This window comes from Streptomyces sp. ML-6, from assembly GCF_030116705.1.
Classification (GTDB): Bacteria; Actinomycetota; Actinomycetes; order Streptomycetales; family Streptomycetaceae; genus Streptomyces.
Genome location: NZ_JAOTIK010000001.1, coordinates 6490024 through 6512518 on the forward strand (window position 1 = coordinate 6490024; position 22495 = coordinate 6512518).

General features: G+C 72.3%; 19 protein-coding genes. 13 read left to right on the forward strand and 6 right to left on the reverse strand.

Features of this window, described 5'->3' with window-relative positions:
- Window positions 1-3: 3 nt before the first annotated feature.
- From OCT49_RS28610 to OCT49_RS28620, 3 genes are all read right to left on the reverse strand, one after another.
- A complete protein-coding gene (locus OCT49_RS28610; RefSeq protein ID WP_283854679.1) occupies window positions 4-1185 on the reverse strand; it encodes an FAD-dependent monooxygenase in 1182 nt (393 codons plus the stop codon).
- 93 nt (window positions 1186-1278) lie between these two features.
- Window positions 1279-2010 carry a FadR/GntR family transcriptional regulator gene (locus OCT49_RS28615; RefSeq protein ID WP_283854680.1) on the reverse strand — a complete coding sequence of 244 codons (732 nt, stop codon included), beginning with the start codon at window positions 2008-2010 and terminating at the stop codon, window positions 1279-1281.
- A gap of 351 nt (window positions 2011-2361) precedes the next feature.
- Window positions 2362-3231 (reverse strand): chaplin, encoded by an 870-nt coding sequence (locus OCT49_RS28620; RefSeq protein WP_283854681.1) that lies wholly within the window; start codon window positions 3229-3231, stop codon window positions 2362-2364.
- A gap of 541 nt (window positions 3232-3772) precedes the next feature.
- On the opposite strand from OCT49_RS28620, the gene OCT49_RS28625 reads away from it, so the two are divergent.
- The 6 genes from OCT49_RS28625 (at window position 3773) to OCT49_RS28650 (ending at window position 6878) form a co-directional block, all read left to right on the forward strand.
- Entirely contained in the window at window positions 3773-4174 is a 402-nt protein-coding gene (locus tag OCT49_RS28625; RefSeq protein ID WP_283854682.1) for a rodlin, read from the forward strand.
- Window positions 4175-4509: 335 nt separating this feature from the next.
- Window positions 4510-4743, forward strand: a complete 234-nt coding sequence (locus tag OCT49_RS28630; RefSeq protein WP_283854683.1) for a chaplin — start codon at window positions 4510-4512, stop codon at window positions 4741-4743.
- A gap of 260 nt (window positions 4744-5003) precedes the next feature.
- Window positions 5004-5291: a hypothetical protein gene (locus tag OCT49_RS28635; RefSeq protein WP_283854684.1), complete on the forward strand. Its 288-nt coding sequence runs from the start codon at window positions 5004-5006 to the stop codon at window positions 5289-5291.
- Between the two features lie 185 nt (window positions 5292-5476).
- Window positions 5477-5887 carry a rodlin gene (locus tag OCT49_RS28640; protein ID WP_283854685.1) on the forward strand — a complete coding sequence of 137 codons (411 nt, stop codon included), beginning with the start codon at window positions 5477-5479 and terminating at the stop codon, window positions 5885-5887.
- Window positions 5888-6148: 261 nt separating this feature from the next.
- Window positions 6149-6349, forward strand: a complete 201-nt coding sequence (locus OCT49_RS28645; RefSeq protein WP_283854686.1) for a hypothetical protein — start codon at window positions 6149-6151, stop codon at window positions 6347-6349.
- Between the two features lie 118 nt (window positions 6350-6467).
- Entirely contained in the window at window positions 6468-6878 is a 411-nt protein-coding gene (locus tag OCT49_RS28650; protein ID WP_283854687.1) for a rodlin, read from the forward strand.
- Between the two features lie 183 nt (window positions 6879-7061).
- Here OCT49_RS28650 and OCT49_RS28655 read toward each other — a convergent pair whose 3' ends face one another.
- The gene (locus OCT49_RS28655) at window positions 7062-7562 is read right to left on the reverse strand and encodes a DUF5949 family protein (RefSeq protein WP_283854688.1); all 501 of its coding nucleotides are present in this window, start codon (window positions 7560-7562) and stop codon (window positions 7062-7064) included.
- A gap of 386 nt (window positions 7563-7948) precedes the next feature.
- Here OCT49_RS28655 and rsgA point away from each other — a divergent pair, with 386 nt between their 5' ends.
- The 3 genes from rsgA (at window position 7949) to OCT49_RS28670 (ending at window position 12040) form a co-directional block, all read left to right on the forward strand.
- The gene (rsgA, locus tag OCT49_RS28660) at window positions 7949-9124 is read left to right on the forward strand and encodes a ribosome small subunit-dependent GTPase A (protein WP_283854689.1); all 1176 of its coding nucleotides are present in this window, start codon (window positions 7949-7951) and stop codon (window positions 9122-9124) included.
- A gap of 104 nt (window positions 9125-9228) precedes the next feature.
- Window positions 9229-10680 carry a DNA-3-methyladenine glycosylase 2 family protein gene (locus OCT49_RS28665; RefSeq protein WP_283855973.1) on the forward strand — a complete coding sequence of 484 codons (1452 nt, stop codon included), beginning with the start codon at window positions 9229-9231 and terminating at the stop codon, window positions 10678-10680.
- A 61-nt stretch (window positions 10681-10741) separates the two neighbouring features.
- Complete coding sequence (locus tag OCT49_RS28670; RefSeq protein ID WP_283854690.1) at window positions 10742-12040, forward strand: hypothetical protein; 1299 nt, start codon at window positions 10742-10744, stop codon at window positions 12038-12040.
- Between the two features lie 39 nt (window positions 12041-12079).
- Here OCT49_RS28670 and OCT49_RS28675 read toward each other — a convergent pair whose 3' ends face one another.
- Together OCT49_RS28675 and OCT49_RS28680 are read right to left on the reverse strand one after the other, a co-directional pair.
- Window positions 12080-12580: a DUF456 domain-containing protein gene (locus OCT49_RS28675; RefSeq protein ID WP_283854691.1), complete on the reverse strand. Its 501-nt coding sequence runs from the start codon at window positions 12578-12580 to the stop codon at window positions 12080-12082.
- 188 nt (window positions 12581-12768) lie between these two features.
- A complete protein-coding gene (locus tag OCT49_RS28680; RefSeq protein ID WP_283855974.1) occupies window positions 12769-13758 on the reverse strand; it encodes a helix-turn-helix transcriptional regulator in 990 nt (329 codons plus the stop codon).
- 210 nt (window positions 13759-13968) lie between these two features.
- Between OCT49_RS28680 and OCT49_RS28685 the strand changes: the two genes are divergently transcribed.
- The 4 genes from OCT49_RS28685 to OCT49_RS28700 all read left to right on the forward strand — a co-directional run bounded on the left by OCT49_RS28685 (window position 13969) and on the right by OCT49_RS28700 (window position 22475).
- On the forward strand, window positions 13969-17739 hold the full coding sequence (locus OCT49_RS28685) for a S8 family peptidase (protein ID WP_283854692.1): 3771 nt from the start codon (window positions 13969-13971) through the stop codon (window positions 17737-17739).
- 124 nt (window positions 17740-17863) lie between these two features.
- On the forward strand, window positions 17864-19360 hold the full coding sequence (locus OCT49_RS28690; RefSeq protein WP_283854693.1) for a protein phosphatase 2C domain-containing protein: 1497 nt from the start codon (window positions 17864-17866) through the stop codon (window positions 19358-19360).
- A 64-nt stretch (window positions 19361-19424) separates the two neighbouring features.
- Window positions 19425-21167: a pyruvate dehydrogenase gene (locus OCT49_RS28695; protein ID WP_283854694.1), complete on the forward strand. Its 1743-nt coding sequence runs from the start codon at window positions 19425-19427 to the stop codon at window positions 21165-21167.
- A 141-nt stretch (window positions 21168-21308) separates the two neighbouring features.
- The gene (locus tag OCT49_RS28700; RefSeq protein ID WP_283854695.1) at window positions 21309-22475 is read left to right on the forward strand and encodes an NAD(P)/FAD-dependent oxidoreductase; all 1167 of its coding nucleotides are present in this window, start codon (window positions 21309-21311) and stop codon (window positions 22473-22475) included.
- Window positions 22476-22495: the final 20 nt, after the last annotated feature.

A 22495-nucleotide genomic window follows, 5' to 3' on the forward strand; every position in this document is an offset into this window, starting at 1 on the left:
CGGTCACGGCCGGTGCACGCTGCCGTACAGGTAACTCCGGTCGCCGTTCAGCGAGGCCCGGCTCCACGCCTCCACCTCGGCGGGCCCCATCGTCGGCCAGTCGGGCGTGCGCTCCACCAGGGCGCGCCCCAGCCGGCGGCCCAGCTCCACCAACCGGGCCCCCTCGGCGGTGCGCTCGTCGGCGTACCGGCGCAGCGCCTCGGCCACCGGACCCCCGGCGCGCAGGGCCCGTTCCAGGCACAGCGCGTCCTGCAGCGCCTTGACCGCGCCGCTGGCCGTGTGCGGCCTGGTGACGCTCGCCGCGTCGCCCGCCAGCAGGAACGGCGGCTCGGCGACGCGCGGCGTCACGAAGTCGGCGACCGGATGGAGGGCCCGCGTCCCGTACTCACCGCGCGCGACGATGTCGGCCCACTCCGCCGGGAAGTGCTCCTCGGCCAGGTCGCGCACGTACTCGACGGGCACCGGCTCCCGCGCCCCGGCCGGCCGCGGGGCGGACCCGTAGACCACATGGGCCAGCAGCCGCGAGCCGGGCACCGGGCCCGGAATCAGATAGAAGACGGCGTGCCCGCCGGAGAACCCCAGGGTGACCCAGGAGGTCCGCAGCAGTTCCAGCGGCCCCGGGTGGTCGCGGAGCACGTCCAGCGGGATCGTGCCCCGCCATGCCAGGTACCCGGCGGGCACCGGCCGGACGTCCGGGGCCACCAGGGCGCGGGTGACGGACCGGTGCCCGTCCGCCCCCACCACGATGTCGTACTCCCGCTCCCCGTCCCCGGTACGGATCAGGGCACGGCCCGAGGACGCCCGGCCGACGGACTCGACGGGCGTCCCGCGGCGGTACACGTCCTTTCCGACCCGCCCGCGCAACGCCCGCCACAACAGGCCCCAGTTGCACGCGGCCACCGGGGACCGCTGGCGGGCCAGCTCGCGCGAGGACCGCCCGCCCGGGGTCCGGGTGAGCCAGACGCGGTCGGCGACCGGAACCGTCGGCATGTCCGCGCCCAGATAACCGCCGGCCACCAGCTCCCGGTGGAGCGGGGGCGGCATGACGATGCCGAAGCCTCGCTCCTGCAACGCGCCGTCGCTGCGCTCGTGGACGGTGACCTCCGCCCCGGCCCGCCCCGCCGCGATCGCCATGGCACAGCCGGCGATGCTGCCGCCGACCACCCCGATGCGTAAACCCGTCACCGCCACCGATCCACCGCCCGTCCCGACGCCCGCGAGGTGCTGACCGTCCTCATCGTCACACCTGCCCGGGAACGGGACGGGGGACACGCGGGGTCAGCCCCGGGCGGCGTCGCGGGCCCGCGCCTCGGAGATCCGGCGCCTGACCGGGGCGTAGTGCTCGCCCAACGCCTTCATGAAACCGGCGATGTCGTCGGCCCGCGCGGCGTCCACGATGTTCTGGTGCGCCGCGATCGTCTCCATCTCGTCGGCCTGCGTGAACCCGTCGAGATGCGGCGCGACGATCGTGTACACGTCCCAGAAGGCCATCGAGAGCTGGCCGATCAGTTCGTTGCCGAGCGGGGCCACCAGCAGCTCGTGGAACGCCCGGTCGGCCTCCACGAAGCCGTGGCCGTCCCGGGCGCCGGTCTCGCGCATGGTGGTGACCAGGGCGTCCAGCTGGTCGAGCTGATCCTCGTGGAGCAGCGAGACGATCCGGTCGGCCATTCCGCGCTCGAACAGCTCGCGCACGTCGACCAGGTCGGCCAGCACCTGGAAGTCGTCGTCGGGGGAGAGCAGTCCGCGGAAGGCCAGGCTCTCCACCAGGGCGGACAGACTAAGCCGCCCCACGTAGGTGCCGTGCCCGTGGCGCACCTCGACGATGTCCAGCGCGTCGAGGATCTTGACCGCCTCGCGCACGCTGGAACGGCTGGCGCCGAGCGCCTCGCACAGGGCCGGCTCGGGGGGCAGCGGGTCCCCGGGACGGAGCCGTTCCTCAAGGATGTGGCGCTTGATGCCCTCGACGACTTCCTGCCGGAGCAACGGTCGGCCGGGCTTCGTACCGGACATGCGTGAACTCCCCACCTCTTGACCCCTCTCGATCGTCAAGCTACGTTCCCACGCTATCAAGGCATCAGACATCAGACGTCTTGCCGGTAGCTCGTCCCCTTCGCGATCCCCGCCCCGACGAGCCCTTGGCCATTCGACTGATCCATTCGACGCGGCCATGGCCCACCCGCGATGTCCCTGGAGGTCCCGTGCCCGAGCGGAGACCCGCCGGTCTCGGGCGCCGCACCCCTCCGACGGCGAAGAGGCGGGGTCCGTCGTCACAGCTCGGGCTGCGACGACGGACCCCGCCCTTCTCTCTATCTGCTACCTGGTGACTTCCTGCCCGTCACCGCTGCCCGAGGGCCGCTCCGGTCAGTCCCGCGCGGCGCGGGCGCGGCGGACCAGCAGGGTCCCACCGAGCGCCATGACCGCAGCGGCCCCGCCGGCCAGACCGAGCTTCGCGTCCGAGCCGGTGTGCGCCAGCTGCGGCGGCTTGTGGTGCGGCGGCTTGTGGTGCGCCGGCTCCGGGTGGTTCGGAGGCGTGGTGGGCGGGGTGGTCGGAGGTGTGGTGGGGGGAGTGGTGGGCGGGGTGGTCGGAGGGCACTCCGGGGTGGGCTTGTGCGGGGGCTTGTGCGGCGGGTGGACCGGCGGCTTGTGCGGCGGGTGCACCGGGGGCTTGTGCGGGGGGTGGACGGGCGGCTTGTGCGGCGGGTGCACCGGGGGCTTGTGCGGGGGGTGGACGGGCGGCTTGTGCGGCGGGTGGACGGGCGGCTTGTGCGGCGGGTGGACGGGAGGCGGAGTGCTGGTGCCGCCCGACTGGTTCTCGCAGTTGTTGCCGAACGCGGGGTTCAGCAGGCCGATCACATTGACGGTGTTGCCACACACGTTGACCGGGACGTCGACGGGCGCCTGGACGACGTTGCCGGAGAGCACACCGGGGGAGTTGGCCGCGACGCCCTCGGCGCTCGCACCCTGTCCCGTGCCGCTGCCGCTGCCGACGCTCTCGTTCTTGCACTTGTTGCCGAACGCGGGGTTCAGCAGGCCGATCACATTGACGGTGTTGCCACACACGTTGACCGGTACGTGCACCGGCACCTGCACGGTGTTGCCCGAGCCGACGCCCGGCGAACCGACGGCCGCGCCCTCGGCGGAGGTGTCCGCGAGCGCGTACCCTCCGGACGCGGCCAGGATGCCTGACGCCGCGGCCATCACCAGCACGCTCTTACTCAAGGCTTTTCGCATTGGTGCCCTTTCCTAGGACATTCCGTGCGAGCGGAACGCTCGCTTGTTCGTACATCAGGCGATGCGGACACCGTCGGGACGCCACCTCCGGTGGCCTCCGTGCGCGAGACCGGAAAGCGGCGGTCGCGGAAAAAAACGGAGACCACGAAGACGCGTTCTTCATGTGCTGAGTACTGCTTCTGCCGGTCGAGCGCCCGGGCGCGCACGCTTGTGACACTCATAACGAGAAGATTTTGGTCAGGAGACTCACACAGCCGTGGAAATTTCGTAACCACACGAATGGAGTAGTGCAAGTGGTCTCGGGTTGACCCCGCCCACGATGACGGGGGTGCCCCGTACCGGCGCGCCCATACGGTAGGGATGGCGGTGTGGCGACCGGCTGCGTGTTTTTCCCCGGCCGACCCTCGGGCATTGTTTCGCACGGTTGTGCGTGCGCTCCGGGCATTCGGGTGAAAGGCGGGAAGCACGAGAACCAAAAGCCCGGTCGCGAGTTGGGCAGGGGGCTCCGGTACGGGGCATCCGGTACGAGAAGGGTTAAAGCGTGATCAAGAAGGTTCTGGCTACGGGCGCCGTCGCCGCCTCCATCCTGGGGATGGGCGCGACGCAGGCCATGGCCATCGGTGACGACGGCGGCACGACCTCGGTCAACGGCAACGGGGCCTCGCAGTCGTTCGGCAACGCGGTGACCCGTGGTGACGGCAGCCCGCAGTTCTCCGCGGTCCAGGGCAGCCTGAACAAGCTGTGCATCGGTCTGCCGGCCAAGGCCAACGTCGGTTCGGTGCTCGGCGCCATCCCGATCGCCGTCCAGGACGTCAACGTTCTGTCCTCGCCGCAGAACCAGCAGTGCACCGAGAACTCCACCCAGGCCAAGGGCGACGAGCCGCTGTCGCACATCCTGTCCGGCATCCCGATCCTGTCCGGCAACGGTGCCGGTAACAGCTGACCGGTGGCTGATCGACACCTGACCCAGCCGTGACGACAGGCCCGGGCCGTCGGCGTTCCTCCCCCGACGGTTCCGGGCCTGTTGCTGCCCTCCCGGGCCCGTACCCGGGCCTGGGAGGGGCGGGGTGCGTCGCGTGACCGAACGGGCCCATCCGCGACGTCAAGTGATCGATATTGCATCTTTCGGGCGATTCTTGAGGATTTTTGGTCTCTCAGGTTTCGCCTGTGGCCCCGAATCGTTACGAATGAGAGCGGCGGAGTTACGAGTGATCGGGATGCGCTCGTGTGGCACGAAAGACGTGGCTGCTTCGGACTCCGTCAAAGAAAGGGAAAAACGTGAAGTACACCAAGGTTGCCGCCATCGCCGCAGGAACCCTCATGGCGATGGGCGCCGCCGCCCCCGCCTTCGCCGACTCCGGCGCCGAGGGCGGCGCCGCGTACTCGCCCGGTCTGGTGTCCGGAAACAACATCCAGGTTCCGATCCACATTCCGATCAACCTCTGCGGCAACACGATCGACGTGATCGGCGTGCTGAACCCGGCCTTCGGCAACACCTGCGTCAACGTCTGACCTCCGGTCGACAGGGCCGAAAGCCCGTGACCGAAAGGCCCCGGAACGCATTCACCGCGTTCCGGGGTCTTTCCCTGCCTTTTTCCGGTTTCCGAAAATCGAACGAGTGGCCCCGGGAAAAAAGTGCCCCCATCCAGTTGCCGGGCCGCAATCGCATCGTTACCCACTGCGAAAGCGGCAGGAGGGCACGGCCACAGAGGGCTCGTGCGGCGCGGTTCAACGCGACCGATGAAGCTGCCGCTGCAGAAGGGAACCCGAAAGTGAAGTACGCGAAGACCGCCGCAATCATCGCCGGTTCCGTGGCTGCGCTCGGAACGGCTGCCCCCGCCTTCGCCGTCACCACCGCCACGGCCCCCAACTTCAGCCTCAACGGGGGCGTCAACCAGGTGGTGGAGAGCGCCCCGCAGGCCGTCGACCCGGTCGTCGGCGCGGTCGGCGACGCCGCGGGCGCGGTGAAGAACGGCACCGTCGTCGACCTGGCGGGCAAGGCCACCGGCGCGGCCAAGGGCGCGGCCCCGCTCCTGGGCGGTCTGCCGGTCAGCGGTTGATCCGTCGCCCCGCGACGATTCCCGCCCGGCGAAGCCTTTCGCATCTCTCCGGTGCCACGCCGCCGGTGAACAACTGAACGCGAGAGCGCCGTTCGAGTGAACGGGCACAACCATCCCCGTCGCCGAGAGTTGATCAGCACGCTCCGGACAGGCGGACAACAGAGAAACCCCAGAAGGGCTATTTCATGATCAAGAAGATTATGGCCTCGGCAGCCGTCGCTGCTTCGATCGTCGGCGTCTCCGCCGCGGCCGCCCCCACGGCCATGGCCATCGGCAACGACAGCGGCACGACCTCGGTCAACGGCAACGGGGCCGTCCAGTCGTACGGCAACTCCGCCACCCACGGCAACTGGAGCCCGCAGTTCGCACTCATCCAGGGCTCGCTCAACAAGCCCTGCGTCGCGCTGCCGGCCAAGGCCAACGTCGGTTCGGTGCTCGGCCTCGTCCCGATCTCCGTCCAGGACCTCAACGTCCTGTCCTCGCCGCAGAACCAGCAGTGCACCGAGAACTCCACCCAGGCCAAGGGCGACGAGGCCCTCTCGCACATCCTGGACGACATCCCGATCCTGTCCGGCAACGGCGCCGGCAACAACTAAGGCCGTACCGCCCCGGGCGCTCCTCCCGACTCCTCGTACACGCGGGGGAAGCGCACCGAGGGCCGCTTCGGGCCCGCCTGCCAGCAGCACATGACGTACCCGTGGGGCCGGCACATCCGCACGGCAGCCGTTCGTCGGCCGCCCGGACGTGCCGGCCCCTCGTGCGTCCGGGGCCGCGGGCCCCTCGAAGGAGCGGGCGCACTGGGCCGGTTGCCGTAGTGGCCGCGGACACCGTCCGCCGCACCGGGTAGGGCCAACCCCATGGACCAGTACGACAGTCAGAGCCCCCACGGCCGACCGGGGCACGGACAGGGCGACACCCCCATCTACGACCGGTTGCTCGCCGAGTGGCGCGCCGCCCACGGCGACCCGGAACGGACCCCGCCCCCGGCACCCGCCCGGCCCCGCGCGGAAAGCCGGATTCCGGCGGCCCGAACCTCCGGCGAAGCCGTCGAGGAGTGAACGGAGCGGTCGAACTCATGCCGGATCGGACCCATTCGGGTGGTGCTGCGGAACCCACGCTTCCGTAGCGGGTTGATCAGTACGTTCCACAACGGGACGCTCCGAAAGGTGAAGCGTGATGAAGAAGATGATGACCGGCGCAGCAGTGGCCGTGTCCCTGGTCGGCCTGTCCGCCGCGATGGCCCCGGCGGCCATGGCGATCGGCAACGACGGTGGCACGACGTCGGTCAACGGCAACGGCGCCGTGGACTCGTTCGGCAACAGCGTGACCACGGGCGACGGCAGCCCGCAGGCCCAGCTCGTCCAGGGCTCGCTGAACAAGCCCTGTGTCGGTCTGCCGCTCAAGGCCAACGCCGGTTCTCTCGTCGGCCTGCTGGCGGCGGTCGCGGTCCAGGACGTCAATGTCCTGGCCTCGCCGCAGAACCAGCAGTGCGCCGAGAACTCCACCCAGGCCAAGGGCGACGAGGCACTGTCGCACCTGGTCAACGGCATCCCGGTGCTGTCGGGCAACGGGATCGCCAACAACTGACGCGTCCGACGTGCGGGCGGCCCGGGCGCGTTCCCGCGGTCGCCCGCACGGCTGTGCCCCACCGATGAGCGGGGCACGGCCGGTCGCCGGGCAGGGCCGGGGGCGGCAACCGTCCCGGGCTTCGCACAGGACGATGCCCACCGCGCCACGGGGGCGGTGGGCATCGTCCTGTGCCGGGTCGGGTCAGCCCAGGCTGCGCACCGGAAGAACGCAGTGGGCGGAGGACACGATGACCTCCGGGTCGCCGGCGAAGGACCGCAGCAGCTCCTCGCCGACCGGGCGGCCCGGAACGCCCTGGGGCCACGGCCGGGTCGCGAACATCACGTGCACCTCGCCCCGCTGGTTCGCGGCGGCGAGCCACTCGGGAGGGGCGGGGTACTGCGCGGTGAAGTGGGGCAGCGTCAGAACGGCCTGGCCCGCCTGGACGAGCAGCTTCACCTGGAGGCCGGGGCGATCCGCCGCGTACACCGGTCCGCCGCCGACCGGCAGCCCGCAGCGCTCCAGGGCCACGCGCATGGCGGCCTCACCGGCGGCGGGGCCGTCCGTGCCGTCGCCCAGCGAGTAGACGAGGAGGAAGGCGACGTCGGGGCCGCCGTCAGGGTGTTCGCCACTCCACCCGATCAGTGTGATCGTGCCCAACTGGGCCTGGGTGAACGTGCCGTTGGCGGTCTGGGGTGAGGTCATGCTCGGCACCATAACCGCCCCGGACCGGTGATTGTGCATGTGTATCACCTGATCGGGCGAGATAACCGGATAACTCCGACGGATACGGCCCGGCGCATGGTCCCCGATCCGGCAGGGGCGGCGGACACGGTACGCATACCGGTAAATGTGTTGAGCCGTCCGACGGGCGCGGGCTATCGTGTGCGGAGTTCCGGACGGCGTGCTGAGCCGCCGGTGTCGGGTTCGTGTGTGAACCAGGAGGTGAGGACCGTGATGACTGTCGTTGCGATGGGCGTTGCCCACAACCGGAAGAACACCGTTCCCACCCCCGTGGTCACCGGCTGACCTCTTCGTAACTCTCCGCGCCAGCAAGCGCGTTGCCGGGGCCACCCTTCGAAGGGTTTCCCTTGTCCCTCCAGTCCTTCTCGTCCGCCCTCTCCTCCCTCCAGGGATCGTCCGCCGCGCACCCGCTGTCCCCGTACGGCTGGGACGCCGCATGGGAGGCCGAGTTCGCGCCGTACGCCGAACAGGGCCTGCTCCCCGGGCGTGTGGTGCGGGTCGACCGCGGCCAGTGCGATGTCGTCACCCCGGACGGCACGCTCAGGGCCGACACCGCCTTCGTCGTCCCGCGCGATCCGATGCGGATCGTCTGCACGGGCGACTGGGTCGCCGTCGATCCCGACGGTGACCCGCAGTTCGTCCGCACGCTGCTGCCGCGGCGCACCGCCTTCGTCCGCTCGACGTCCTCGCAGCGCTCCGAGGGGCAGGTGCTCGCCACCAACGTCGACCACATCGTCATCTGTGTCTCGCTCGCCGTGGAACTCGACCTGGGACGGGTGGAGCGCTTCCTCGCGCTCGCCATGTCCAGCTCCTCCGGTGACGCGCTGCTGCGGGAGGACGGGTCCCCCGGGGACGGTGCCGCCCAGCCGCTCGTGGTGCTGACCAAGGCCGACCTCGTGCCGGACACCGCCACCCTGTCCTACCTGGTCCAGGACGTCGAGGGCGTCGCCCCCGGCGTGCAGGTGCTGCCCGTCAGCTCCGCCACGGGAGAGGGCATCGATGTCTTCTCCGCCCTTGTCTCGGGCAGTACGAGCGTGCTGCTCGGGGTGTCCGGCGCGGGCAAGTCGACCCTCGCCAACACCCTGCTCGGCCAGGACGTGATGGAGGTTCAGGCCGCGCGTGACGTCGACGGCAAGGGCCGGCACACCACCACCACCCGCAACCTGCTGGTCCTGCCCGGCGGGGGAGTGCTGATCGACACCCCCGGGCTGCGCGGGGTCGGTCTCTGGGACGCGGAGGAGGGCGTCGGCCAGGTCTTCTCCGAGATCGAGGAACTGGCCGAGCAGTGCCGGTTCCACGACTGCGCCCACGAGTCCGAGCCGGGCTGCGCGGTGCTCGCGGCGATCGAGGACGGTTCGCTGCACGAACGGCGCCTCGACAGCTTCCGCAAGCTGCTGCGCGAGAACCAGCGCATCGTCGCCAAGACCGACGCCCGGGTGCGGTCGGAGCTCCGGCGCGACTGGAAGCGCAAGGGGGCCGAGGGGCGCGCCGCCATGGACGCGAAGCGGGGCCGGCTGCGGTAGTCGCGGCCGGGCCCCACGGCCCCGCGCATCGGCCGACCGTGCGCAGGGTCGTGTCCGAAACCCGCCAGTGCGGCGCCGGGGGGTGCCGCACACTGGATTCCGTGATGGACGAACGGACCAGGTACGAGGCGGTGAGCAGCCGCGACGCCCGTTTCGACGGGGAGTTCTTCTTCGCCGTCGAGACGACCGGCATCTACTGCCGGCCGAGCTGCCCCGCCGTGACCCCCAAGCGGAAGAACGTCCGCTTCTACCCGACGGCGGCCGCCGCGCAGGGCAACGGCTTCCGGGCCTGCCGGCGCTGCCGTCCGGACGCGGTGCCCGGCTCGGCGGAGTGGAACGTCCGGGCCGACGTCGTGGGCCGCGCCATGCGGATGATCGGCGACGGCGTGGTCGACCGGGAGGGCGTGCCCGGTCTCGCCCACCGGCTCGGCTACAGCTCGCGCCAGGTGCAGCGGCAGCTCAACGCGGAGCTGGGCGCCGGCCCCGTCGCGCTGGCCCGCGCCCAGCGGGCCCACACCGCACGGGTGCTGCTCCAGACGACCGGGCTGCCCGTGACCGAGATCGCCTTCGCGGCCGGCTTCGCCAGCGTGCGCCAGTTCAACGACACGATCCGGCAGATCTACGCCCGCACCCCGACCGCGCTGCGGACCGAGGCCGGTACGGGGCGGGGCGGGACGGCACGGGTGGGGCGGACCACCGGCATCCCGTTGCGGCTCGCCCACCGCGGGCCGTACGCGGCGCGCGAGGTCTTCGACCTGCTGGCCGCTGAGGCGGTCGCCGGGATCGAGGAGGTCGGCGGCGGGCCGGGCGCCCGCACCTACCGGCGCACCCTGCGGCTCCCGTACGGAACGGGCGTCGTGGCCGTCGACGAGCGGTCCGCCGGGCCCTGGCTGGACGCCCGTATCCACCTCACGGACCTGAGGGACCTGACGACGGCCGTCCAGCGGCTGCGGCGCCTGTTCGACCTGGACGCCGACCCGTACGCCGTCGACGAGCGGCTGGGCGCCGACCCGCGGCTCGCCCCGGGGGTCGCCGCCCGGCCGGGGCTGCGGTCGCCCGGCGCCGCGGACCCGGAGGAGTTCGCCGTCCGGGCCCTGGTGGGCCGGGAGGCCGCGGCGCGGCTCGTCGAGCGGCACGGGACGGCGCTGGACGTGCCCTGCGGCGGGCTGACCCGGGTGTTCCCCGAACCCACCGTGCTGGCCGGGACGACCGACGACCCGGACCTGCGGGCCCTGGCGTCCGCCCTCGCCGGCGGGGAGCTGCGGCTGGACGCCGGGGCCGACCGCGACGAGGCCGAACAGGCCCTGCTGCGACTGTCCGGGATCGGCCCGGTGACCGCGGCGCTCATCAGGACGCGTGCGCTCGGCGATCCCGACGTGGACCCGCACGGGAGGCCGGGGGCGCAACGGTGGCGGCCCTGGCGCTCGTACGGGGTGCGGCACCTGGAGCTGCTGGAGCCCCGCCGAGTGCCCGCTCCGCCCGCGCGACGCGGCCGGGGCATCCCCGAAAGTGCTGAAGACGTATCCATCATGACAGGTCAGCGGCCTTTTTCGTAGGACGGGAAGCACACCCGGCCGGCCTTGTTCCGGCCCGTTCCCGGGTCCCAGAATCACCGTCATGAATCCCACCGAGAACGTCGATCAGGATGCGGTGCTGCGGGCGCGGACGGTGCTGCTCGGCTCGGGCAGGCCGAACGCCCGGCAGGAGCTGGAGGCGTACCGGGTACTGGCCGGGGTGAGCCCGCGGGCCTACCTGCCGAAGCTCGGCCGGGCGCTGATCTCGGCCGGATACGGGCGGGAGCTGCGGGAGCGGCCGGACGCACGACTGGCCCTGTACGCCGAGGCGGTGGCCGTCGCCCGGCGGATCGAGGCGGACGATCCGAACCGTACGGAAATCCTCGTCCAAGCCCTCCACGCCCACCAGCGACAGCTGTACGAGGCCGGGCGGCGGGCGGAGGGCTTCGCACTGTGCGAGGAGATGGCGCGGGCCGGCCGGCAGGGCTTCGAGGCGGGACAGGTGCGAAGCCCCGTGCACGGGCACGGCCGACTGGCCGTCGTCCTGGCCGAGGAGGGGCGCCACCGGGAGGCCGCGGAGCTCTGCGGGAGGTTCGTCGAGGCCGGGGCCGCGGAGCAGCCGGGCGGGGATTCCTTCTGGGACGTGGTCGAGTGGGCCGCCGAACTGGACGCCGCCGGGGACCGCGAGGCGGCCCTGAACGCCTTCGCGGACCTCGTGGCCACCGCCCGGGAGAAGTGCGCGTCCGGGGACGGGCCGCTGACCACCCTGGTCTGGGAACTCGTCCGCCACTCCCAGATGCTGGACGCCGCCGGGCGCCGGGCCCAGGCCGCGGCGGCCCGGAAGGAGGCACACGGCCTCCTCACCGAGCTGGACGGGACCGGGGAGCGCCGGAGCTGGAGCAGCACCCTTTCCCAGTGGACCATGCTGCTCGCCCTGTCGGGCCGGGAACTGGAGCCTCCGGCGTCCCCCGGCTCACCGGCACCGTCCTTCGGTTCGACCCACTGGTCGGGCGACACCGCACGGGCCTACTTCGACGCCCTCCCGGCCCTGGAGGAGCGGGCCGCCCGGCTGGCCGGGGCGGCCGACGCCGACCCCCGTACCCACCTGCCCGAGCTGATCGCCGTGCACCGCAGAGTGACCATCCGCACGGCGCTGCTCCGGGAGAAGCGCAGCCACATCATCCTGGAGCCGCTCCGGCCGGTCTTCGACCGGGGCGTGGCACTCGCCCGCAGGCTGGCGGACCTGGGCGGGGTGGAGGGGCGGACCGCCCTGGCCGGGGCCCTGACCGACCGTTCCATGTTCCTCCTCGCCGCCAAGCGGTACGGCGAGGCCCAGGCGGACTTCCTGGCCGTCACGGCCCTGCTGGACCCGGCGCCGGAGAGCCGGGGGGAATCGGAGTGACATCCAGTCAGAATGCTTTGAACTGAAGGGGGTTGTCGCTCACGTGCCCGGCATTCCCCGGCCCCAGAGCACCGCGCCCAGCCAGGCTCCCGCCACCAGCAGGCACGCGAAGAGCTCCACGAGCACCGAGTAGCCCGTCGCCCGCATCACCGAGCGGACCGACGCCCAGCCCGCCGCGTGGCCGCCCAGCCGCAGCCGTTCCGCCCCGTAGACGGCTCCCACGTAGCCGACCACCGCACCGATCACCGGCAGCACGAAGAAACCCACGATCGCGCCGACCCCGCCGAGCGTCAGTGTCCTGCGCGGTGCTCCCGACTCGCGGGGGCGGCGCGGGGGCAGCAGCGGCTTCAGCGCCTGGTTCAACAGCAGCAGCGCGGTGGCGCCGATCAGCACGCCCCAGGCGACCGGGGTCATGTCGGTCAGCGCCCACCACAGCACGGCGGCCCAGACGATCGCCTGCCCCGGCGCCCCCGGCGCCAGCACACCGAGCAGGCCGAGGAGCATGACCAGGCCGACGGCGACGAGTTGCCACACGCTCATTCGACCAGCCTGCCGGAGTCCGGCCGGTCCCGCCCGTCAGCGCTCCCCGGACGGGGCCGTACGTGCAGCTCAGGACCGTACCGAAGCCCTGTCGGCGACCGCGCCGGGCCGGTGGCACACCGTCACCGGCCCGGCACCGGACGCGGTCGGGCCCTGCCCGCCGGACCCGGTCAGGAACCCGGCCCCGGTCAGGCCCCCGGGGTACGGGCCACCCAGCCCCGTTCGTACGCGTGCCAGCCCAGCTGCAACCGGGTCGACACCCCGGTCAGCTCCATCAGGCCCTTCACCCGGCGCTGCACGGTCCGCAGCCCCAGGTCCAGCTGCTTCGCCACGCTCGCGTCCGTCAGCCCGGCCAGCAGCAGCGACAGGATCTCCAGGTCCGTCGGGTCGGGTTCGACGGATTCCCCCTGCGGCAGGCCGCTCTCGCCCAGCCTGAGCGGCATGGCCTGGCGCCACACCGCCTCGAAGAGCCCCATCAGCGACTCCAGCAGCCCGGAGGCGTGGACCACCAGGGCCGCGGGCTCGGCGCTGCGCCCGGTCAGCGGGACCATCGCCAGGGCGCCGTCGGCGACGACCAGCTTGGTCGGCACCCGGTCGATGACCCGGCACTGCTCGTCACGGCTCAGCGCGGCCGACAGCTCCATGATCCCGAACGGCTGCGAGAGGATCTCGCGCTCGACCACCACCCGGTACGACACCCCGCGCGTGGCGGCCCGCTCCTCGGCCTCGTTCTCCATGCCGCTGACCGCGATCGGCTTCCCGGTGACCAGGGCGCACACCTCGCTCGTCGCCCCCAGCTGCAACTGGTGGAAGCGGTGCGACACCGCACGCGCCCCCGTCACCACCTCGACCAGATCGTGCACGGCCGGCTCGGCGGCCTCCGCCCGGTACTCCTCGGCGAGCAGTGCGGCCGCCAGCTCCGCCTGCTCCAGCTCATGACGCTGCTGGGTCAGCAGCGCGCCGAGCGCCACGCCCGGCGGGGCCGCCACCCAACGCCCCGCGCACGCGGAGGACTGGGCGGCGAGCCCGTGCTGCTCCAGCCTGCGCAGGGCCCGTTCGGTGTCCGCCTCGGGAAGCCCCAGCCGGTGCGCGAGATCGGCTATCTCCGCAGCTCCCACCGTCACGAGCGCGCGATAGGCGGACTCCTGTATCTCGTCCAGACCTATGGCTCCCAGCATCCCGGCCCCCTCATGGACGCGCTGATTCCGCATGATGTCGTTGCCGTCGGGCGTCCAGCCGTGGCGGAAAGCGGCCACGGCGTAAACCCGCCGCGCACATCATCCCTTCAACGCTCTTCGCTCTGCCAATGTGGCGCCACCGCAGTACCAACAACCTCCGGAAAGCTGCGGTTTTGCGCAGGTTGGTTCCGGATTCACTTGGGGAGAGCGATGCGTCCGATATCGCGTACGGCACTGGGAGCGGCCACCGCCGCCGTCCTGGCCGTCACCGCGATCGCCCCGTCCGCGGCAGCGCCGCAGGACGACGCGACGGGTAAGAGAGCACTGACCGGCAGCGCCGCCGCCGAGGCCAAGAAGGGCGAGCCGGTCACGGTGACCCTGGTCACCGGTGACAAGGTCCTGGTGAGCACGGACGGTTCGGGAGCCGCCTCGGTCACCGCGCTGCCCCGCGAGGACGGTTCCGTCCCCCTCGTCCAGACCAGGCAGTCCGGCAAGGACCTCTACGTCTACCCCGACACCGCCACCGAAGCGCTGGCCGCGGGCCGGGTCGACGAGGAACTCTTCAACGTCACCGGACTCATCCGGCAGGGCTACGACGACGCCCACAGCAAGTCGCTGCCGTTGATCGCCGTCTACGACAAGGGCCGGGCCCGCTCCGCGTCCGCCATCCCGCGCGGCGCCGAGCGCGGACTCGCGCTCGACGCCATCGACGGCGTCGCGCTCAAGGCGGACAAGAAGAAGGCCGCCGACTTCTGGGCGGACATCACCAGCGGTGCCCGGTCCTTCTCGGCCGCAGGCCCGAAGAAGCTCTGGCTCGACCGCAAGGTCCACGCCACCCTCGACAAGTCGACCAAGCAGATCGGCGCCGACCTCGCCTGGGCCGCCGGGTACGACGGCAAGGGCACCAAGGTCGCCGTCCTCGACACCGGTGTCGACGCCGAACACCCCGACCTCAAGGGCCGGATCGCCGCCTCGGAGAACTTCACCGACTCCAACAGCGCCGACGACCGCCAGGGCCACGGCACCCACACCATCTCCACCGTCGGCGGCTCCGGAGCCGCCAGCGACGGGAAGAAGAAGGGCGTCGCCCCCGGCGCCGACCTGCTCTCGGGCAAGGTCCTCAACGACACCGGCTCCGGCGCCGAGTCCTGGATCATCGCCGGCATGCAGTGGGCCGTCGACCAGAAGGCCGACGTCGTCTCCATGAGCCTCGGCAGTCCGGAACCGACCGACTGCACCGACCCGATGAGCGTCGCCGCCGAGGAACTGGCACAGAGCAAGGGCACCCTGTTCGTGATCGCGGCCGGCAACTCGGGCCCGGCCTCGAACACCGTCTCCTCGCCCGGCTGCGCCCCGAGCGTGCTGACCGTCGGCGCCGTCGACCGCGACGACTCCACGGCCCAGTTCTCCAGCCGCGGACCCGCGATCGTCTCGCACACCCTCAAGCCCGAGATCGCCGCCCCCGGCGTCGCCATCTCGGCCGCCGCGGCCGGTGGCCGGGGCCTCTACGCGTACCAGTCGATGTCCGGTACGTCGATGGCCACCCCGCACGTGGCGGGCGCCGCGGCCATCGTGAAGCAGCGTCACCCGGACTGGACCGCCCAGCAGATCAAGGCGGCCCTGGTGTCCTCCGCGAAGAGCGACATCCCCGGCGACGTGCGCGAGACCGGCGCCGGCCGGCTCGACGTCGAGGCCGCCATCGGCACCACCCTCGTCGGCGCCCCCGCCGTCCAGGGCGGCACCTTCAACTGGCCGCAGGACCGGAGCGACCGCACCACGGTCGACGTCCCGTACACCAACTCCGGCACCAAGCCGGTGAAGCTCTCGCTGAGCGTCCAGGACGTCACCGGCAACGACGGCTCGGCCGTCCGCTCCGCGGTCGCCGAGCTCGGCACCCGCACCGTCACCGTGCCCGCCGGAGCCACCGTCGAGGTCCCGCTGGAGATCGACCCGACGGCGAAGCTGAAGGCCGCGCAGTACGGCGACGTCACCGGACGCGTGCTGGCCACCGGCCCCGGCGGCGTCAAGGTCTCCACCCCGTTCTCGCTGTACGTGGAGGCCGAGACCGTCACCCTGCGGGTCAAGCTCGTCGACCGCACGGGCAAGCCCGCCGCCGGCTCCTCCTCGCTGGACGTCATCGGCACCGACACCTCCAGCGGTGAGCGCCGCTTCAACGACGGCGCCACCGACCAGGTCTACCAGGTGCGCCCCGGCGCGTACTTCCTGTCCGGCTTCGTCACCACGGGCGACCCGCAGGACACCACCGGACGCACCACCGACTCCGTCGCCTACCTCGCGCGGCCGCAGCTGAACGTCACCAAGGACACCACCGTGGTCCTGGACGCCCGCAAGGCCCACCGGGTCCAGGTGAAGACCACGGACCGGGCGTCCGAGAACCGGTCCACCACGCTCGCGTTCGGCCGCAGCTGGGACGACGTCTGGCTGCACTCGGGCTCCATCATCGGCAACTCCGCGGTCAAGAACTACCTGGCCGACGTGCAGGGCCGGGCGAGCGACGGCGACTTCGAGTTCGCCAGCTTCTGGCGCGCGTACGCCCCGCAGATCGAGAAGCTGTCGGTCGTCGGCGGCGCCGAACTGCACCCGACGGTGGCGAGCACCGGCTCCGCCAACCTCGACGGCACGGGCCGCGCCGCCCTGGTCGACGCCGGAAAGGGCACCCCCGAGGAGCTGCTGGCCGCGGGCGTCAGCGGGAAGATCGCCCTGGTCGAGGTCGGTGACGACGGCGACAACGTGTACGTCCAGGCCCGTGACGCCAAGGCCGCGGGCGCAAAGGCCGTCATCGTCCACCGTCCCGCCGCGGGCCCCTGGAGGCCGTCCGTCGGCTACGCCCAGGCGCCGCTGCCCTCGCTCGGCATCGAGGCGGACGAGGCCGCCGCGCTGAAGGCCGCCCTGGCCGACGGCCCGGTCGAGCTGAGCTGGAAGGGCACGGCCGTCAGCCCGTTCGTCTACAACCTGGCCTTCCCGGAGACCGGCCCGATCACCTCGGACCGCACCTACAAGGTCCGCGACACGAAGCTCGGCAAGGTCACCGCCACCTACGAGGCGATGGGCGTCGCGGCGGACTACGTCGACACGATGATCATCAACCGGCCGTACGGCGGTGTCTTCTCCGCGGCCAGTGACGTCGTCGCCGCCCCGAGCAAGCGCACCGAGTACTACTCGGCGGGCGACACCGCCTGGGTGCGGTACCTCTCCTCCAGCTTCCCCTGGGGCGAGCTGATGGCCGACCAGCCGCGCACCTACACGGCCGGTTCGAAGCGCACGGAGAACTGGTACCGGGGCATCCCGGTCCCGGCCGCCCCGCGCGACGCCGACGGCAAGCTCCAGCTCGCCGCCGAGCGCCAGGACAACCTGATCGGTGTCGCCCCCGGCTTCTGGAGCGACAGCGAGCACGTCGGTCTCCAGGGTTCCTTCGGCGACATAGGCAACCTGAGCCTGTCCAGCGGTGGCAAGGTGATCGGTGAGACCGGCTGGGCGTTCGGGGCGTTCACCGTCCCGGCCGAGGAAGCCGCGTACGAACTCACCATGCAGACCTCCAAGTTCGGCCAGCCCGCCGCCGTGTGGAAGCGGTCCACCCACACCGAGACCACCTGGAAGTTCCGTTCGAAGCGGGACGAGAACGTGTACTCGCAGGGCATCCCGCTGCTCTTCCCGAGCTACGACCTGGACACGGACGGGCTCAAGACCCTCGCGGCGCAGGACGGCCAGAAGATCGGCCTGAGCGTCACCGGCCACGCCGGCTACACGCCCGGCAAGCTGACCGGGGCCAAGGTCTCGTACTCGTACGACGGCGGCGAGACCTGGACCGCCGCGACCACCGCCCAGCAGGACGGCCGGTGGACCGCGACCGTGAACCACGCGGACGCGCCCGGCAAGCCGGTCACGCTGAAGACCGAACTGACGGACGCCAACGGCAACTCCGTCGTCCAGACCGTGACCGACGCATACGCCGTGCGCTGATCACACCGAGCCGGTCCGCCGGGCGTCCTTCCCGTGGGGGGTGGGGGCGCCCGGCGGACCCGTGTCCGCGGCCGTTTTCCGGCTGCCCCGTTTTCGTACGGCCCGTGCGGCCGACAATAAGGGAATGAGTCAGCAGGGGGAGAGACCCGCCGCCCGTGAGGACGACTGGTGGCACAGGCTGTACGACGAGGACGCCCGGGACACCGGAACGGGCGACGCGGCCGACACGCTCGACGACCGTTTCGACTCGGCGTCGGACGCGGTGGGACAGGCCGGGCGCGCGGGGCGCGCAGACGCGGAGGAGTCGGGGGAGGCGGGGGACGCGGGGGAGGCGTCTTCGGGAGCGGCCGCAGTTCCTGAACCGGTCGTGTCTTCCGCGCCGTCGGTACCGCCCGCGTCATCCGCACCACCCGCGCCGTCCGAACCACCCGTCCCACTGGCGCCACCCGTACTGCCCGCACCTTCCGTCCCACCGGCGCCTCCCGTGCCGTCCGGTCCGCCGACGTTCCGGCCGGAGCGGGCCCCGTGGGAGCCGCCGGCCACGGTCGTACGCGCCCCGGACGCCCCCGCGGCGGATCCCCCGGCCGGTCCGTCGCGACCGCGCACCTTCGCCGCACCGCCGCCGCGCGTGCCCGTGGACCCGCGGGCCCCTTACCCGCCGCCCGCCACGAAACCGGACCCGGCCGAGGCACCGGACCCGGCCGAGGCACCGGACCCGGCCGAGGCACCGGTCCCGGAGCCGGGGTCCACGCCCGCCCACCGTCCCGCGATCGGCCATGTGGGTGACCGGCCGCCCGCCTACGATCCCGAGCCCACGGCCCTGCCCGCCGCCACCGCGGAGGAGCTGGACGGCCTCGTCGCCGACACCGTGCTCGACGGCGCCCGCTACGGCACGTACACCCTGCGCGCCGCCTCCGTGCGCGGGGACTCCGCGCGGTTCCGGGGCGAGCCCCGCCGCGACGCGCTGCTCACCGCGCGCTTCGGCGAGGACGAGGGCGCGCTGCTCCTGGTCGCCGTGGCCACCGGGGCCCGCGCCACCCGGTCGGCGCACCTGGCGGCGGCCGATGCCTGCCGCTGGATCGGCGAGGCCGTGGGCCGCAGCCACGTCCGGCTCGCCGAGGACATGAGGGCGGGCAGGCGCGGGGACCTCAAGTCCGGCCTGAACCGCCTCACCGGCCGCGCCTACGGCAGGCTGCGCGCCCGCGCCGCGGAACAGGGGCTGGAACCGCCGGAGTACACGGCGGGTCTGCGCTGTCTCCTGCTGCCCGCGGACCCCGACTGCCGCACCAGGATCTTCTTCGGCGCCGGAGACGGCGGACTCTTCCGGCTGCGCGACGACGCCTGGCAGGACCTCGAACCGCAGGCGGCCGCGGCCGGTGACGCCCCGGCCGCCGAACCGTTTCGCTTCCGGGCCTCGGTGGCCCGGCCGGGGGACACGCTGCTGCTGTGCAGCGCCGGTCTGGCCGAACCGATGCGCGGCGAACCGGCCCTGGCCGGGGAGCTGGCCGGGCGCTGGGGCCGCGGCGGGGCACCCGGGCTCGTCCCCTTCCTCGCCGATACCCAACTCCGGGTGAAGGGGTACTCCGACGACCGCACGGCGGTCGGCGTCTGGGAGGCGTAACCACCCGTGCCATGGGTTGATGGATGCGGAGTCCGGAAGCCGAAGCGCGGAAAGGTACGCATCCATGGCCAAGCAGAACGTGTCGGAGCAGTTCGTCGACATCCTCGTCCGGGCGGGCGTCAAGCGCATGTACGGCGTCGTCGGCGACAGCCTCAACCCGGTCGTCGACGCCGTCCGGCGCCATCGCGGCATCGACTGGATCCAGGTGCGGCACGAGGAGACGGCCGCCTTCGCCGCCGGTGCGGAGGCCCAGGTCACCGGCGCGCTGGCGGCCTGCGCCGGATCGTGCGGCCCGGGCAACCTGCACCTGATCAACGGCCTCTACGACGCCCACCGCTCCATGGCCCCCGTGCTCGCCCTCGCCTCGCACATCCCGTCGAGCGAGATCGGCCTCGGCTACTTCCAGGAAACCCATCCGGAGCTGCTCTTCCAGGAGTGCAGCCACTACAACGAGATGATCTCCAACCCGGAGCAGATGCCGCGGCTGCTCCAGACGGCCATCCAGCACGCGATCGGCCGGGGCGGGGTCAGCGTCGTCACGATGCCGGGCGACATCGCGGCCCGCCCCGCCCCGGAGAAGACGATCGAGCACGCCCTGGTCACCTCCAGGCCCACGGTGCGGCCCGGGGACGAGGAGATCGAGAAGCTGCGCCGCATGGTCGACGGGGCGAAACGCGTGACCCTGTTCTGCGGCAGCGGCACGGCCGGCGCCCACGCCGAGGTGATGGAGTTCGCCGAACGGGTGAAGGCCCCGGTCGGGCACGCGCTGCGCGGCAAGGAATGGATCCAGTACGACAACCCGTACGACGTCGGCATGAGCGGACTGCTCGGCTACGGCGCGGCGTACGAGGCGACCCACGAGTGCGACCTCCTCATCCTGCTCGGCACCGACTTCCCGTACAACGCCTTCCTCCCGTCCGACGTGAAGATCGTCCAGGTGGACGTGCGGCCCGAGCACCTCGGCCGTCGTTCCAAGCTGGACCTGGCGGTCTGGGGCGACGTCCGGGAGACGCTGCGCTGTCTGACCCCGCAGGTGAAGGTCAAGTCCGACCGCAAGTTCCTCGACCGGATGCTGAAGAAGCACGCCGAGGCGCTGGAGGGCGTGGTCAAGGCGTACACCCGCAAGGTCGAGAAGCACGTCCCGATCCACCCGGAGTACGTCGCCTCGGTGCTGGACGAACTGGCCGACGACGACGCCGTGTTCACCGTGGACACCGGCATGTGCAACGTGTGGGCGGCCCGCTACCTCTCGCCCAACGGCAGGCGCCGCGTGATCGGTTCGTTCAGCCACGGGTCGATGGCCAACGCGCTGCCACAGGCCATCGGCGCCCAGTTCACCGACCGGAACCGGCAGGTCGTGTCCATGTCCGGCGACGGCGGATTCACCATGCTGATGGGTGACTTCCTGACCCTGGTGCAGTACGACCTGCCGGTGAAGGTCGTGCTGTTCAACAACTCCTCCCTCGGCATGGTCGAGCTGGAGATGCTGGTCGCGGGCCTGCCGTCGTTCGGCACGACCAACCGGAACCCGGACTTCGCGGCGGTCGCGCGGGCCGCCGGGGCGTACGGGGTGCGGGTGGAGAAGCCGAAACAGCTCGAAGGGGCCCTCAAGGAGGCCTTCCGGCACAAGGGCCCGGCGCTCGTCGATGTCGTCACCGACCCCAACGCCCTCTCCATCCCGCCGAAGATCAGCGCGGAGATGGTGACCGGCTTCGCGCTCTCCGCCAGCAAGATCGTGCTGGACGGCGGGGTGGGCCGCATGGTCCAGATGGCCCGCTCCAACCTGCGGAACGTGCCCCGCCCCTGAAAGGGCCCGCGGACGCGGGGCGGAACCGCCCCGCCCCGCCCCGAACCGCCTCGCCCCCCAAGGTCGTTGACCGACCGATGTCGATCGGCCGACCTCGTGCGCACCCTTGGCGACCACAAAGCAATGTGACATATTACTGACGTGCTCACGAGACACTCCCTGGATGTCGTCATCGTCGGCGCCGGAGTCGTCGGCGCCGCCTGTGCCCACTACATCTCCCGGTCCGGACTCTCCGTGGCCGTCGTCGACCGCGGACCCGTGGCCGGCGGCACCACCGGAGCCGGCGAGGGGAACCTGCTGGTCTCCGACAAGGTGCCCGGACCCGAGCTGGAACTGGCGCTGCTCTCCGCCTCCCTGTGGCAGGAGCTGGCCGCCGAGCTGCCCCCGGACATCGAGTACGAAAGCAAGGGCGGCGTGGTCGTGGCGGCCTCCGAGGGCTCCCTGGCCGCCCTGTCCGAGACGGCCGCCGGGCAGCGGACGGCCGGTGTCCAGGCGCACCACGTCCCGGCCGACCGGCTCCGCGACCTGGAGCCCCACCTCGCGCCGGACCTGGCGGGCGGCTGCCACTACCCGCAGGACGCACAGGTCCAACCGGCGCTGGCCGCAGCCGAGTTGATGCGGTCGGCGGTCCGGGCCGGGGCGCGCCTCCACCCGGGGGAGGAGGTGGTGGAGATCCTGCGGGACCGCTCGGGGGCGGTGCGCGGTGTGCGTACCCCGCAGGGCGAACTGCACGCCCCCGTCGTGGTCAACGCCGCCGGGACCTGGGGCGGCGAGCTGGCCGCGCTGGCCGGGGTGAGCCTCCCGGTCCTCCCGCGCCGGGGATTCGTCCTCGTCACCGAACCGCTGCCCCGGCTGATCCGCCACAAGGTCTACGCGGCGGAGTACGTGGCCGACGTGTCGAGCGGGTCCGCGGCCCTGCAGATCTCGCCGGTGGTGGAGGGCACCCCGGCGGGCCCGGTGCTCATCGGGGCGAGCCGCGAACGGGTCGGCTTCGACCGGACGCTGTCGGTGCCGGTGGTCGCCCGGCTGGCGGCCGGGGCCACCGCACTCTTCCCCCTGCTGGCGGACGTGCGGGTGCTGCGCGCCTACCACGGGTTCCGCCCCTACCTGCCCGACCACCTGCCCGCGATCGGCCCCGACCCCCGGGTGCCCGGCCTCTTCCACGCCTGCGGGCACGAAGGGGCGGGCATCGGACTGGCGCCGGTGACCGGACGGCTGATCGCCGACGCGATCCGGGGCGAACGTCCCGCACTCGACCTCGAACCGTTCGCGCCCGCCCGGTTCGACGCCCCGGACCGTGCCGCATGACGGCGCGGAGCGGAACCCGC

Excerpts from the sequence above, each read along its gene's own strand:
- OCT49_RS28685 (WP_283854692.1), top strand. The coding sequence starts at position 13,969 with ATGCGTCCGATATCGCGTACGGCACTGGGAGCGGCCACCGCCGCCGTC.
- OCT49_RS28615 (WP_283854680.1), bottom strand. The coding sequence starts at position 2,010 with ATGTCCGGTACGAAGCCCGGCCGACCGTTGCTCCGGCAGGAAGTCGTC.
- OCT49_RS28670 (WP_283854690.1), top strand. The coding sequence starts at position 10,742 with ATGAATCCCACCGAGAACGTCGATCAGGATGCGGTGCTGCGGGCGCGG.
- OCT49_RS28680 (WP_283855974.1), bottom strand. The coding sequence starts at position 13,758 with ATGCTGGGAGCCATAGGTCTGGACGAGATACAGGAGTCCGCCTATCGC.
- OCT49_RS28690 (WP_283854693.1), top strand. The coding sequence starts at position 17,864 with ATGAGTCAGCAGGGGGAGAGACCCGCCGCCCGTGAGGACGACTGGTGG.
- OCT49_RS28655 (WP_283854688.1), bottom strand. The coding sequence starts at position 7,562 with ATGACCTCACCCCAGACCGCCAACGGCACGTTCACCCAGGCCCAGTTG.
- OCT49_RS28695 (WP_283854694.1), top strand. The coding sequence starts at position 19,425 with ATGGCCAAGCAGAACGTGTCGGAGCAGTTCGTCGACATCCTCGTCCGG.
- OCT49_RS28620 (WP_283854681.1), bottom strand. The coding sequence starts at position 3,231 with ATGCGAAAAGCCTTGAGTAAGAGCGTGCTGGTGATGGCCGCGGCGTCA.
- OCT49_RS28640 (WP_283854685.1), top strand. The coding sequence starts at position 5,477 with ATGATCAAGAAGATTATGGCCTCGGCAGCCGTCGCTGCTTCGATCGTC.
- OCT49_RS28665 (WP_283855973.1), top strand. The coding sequence starts at position 9,229 with ATGGACGAACGGACCAGGTACGAGGCGGTGAGCAGCCGCGACGCCCGT.
- OCT49_RS28645 (WP_283854686.1), top strand. The coding sequence starts at position 6,149 with ATGGACCAGTACGACAGTCAGAGCCCCCACGGCCGACCGGGGCACGGA.
- OCT49_RS28650 (WP_283854687.1), top strand. The coding sequence starts at position 6,468 with ATGAAGAAGATGATGACCGGCGCAGCAGTGGCCGTGTCCCTGGTCGGC.
- OCT49_RS28675 (WP_283854691.1), bottom strand. The coding sequence starts at position 12,580 with ATGAGCGTGTGGCAACTCGTCGCCGTCGGCCTGGTCATGCTCCTCGGC.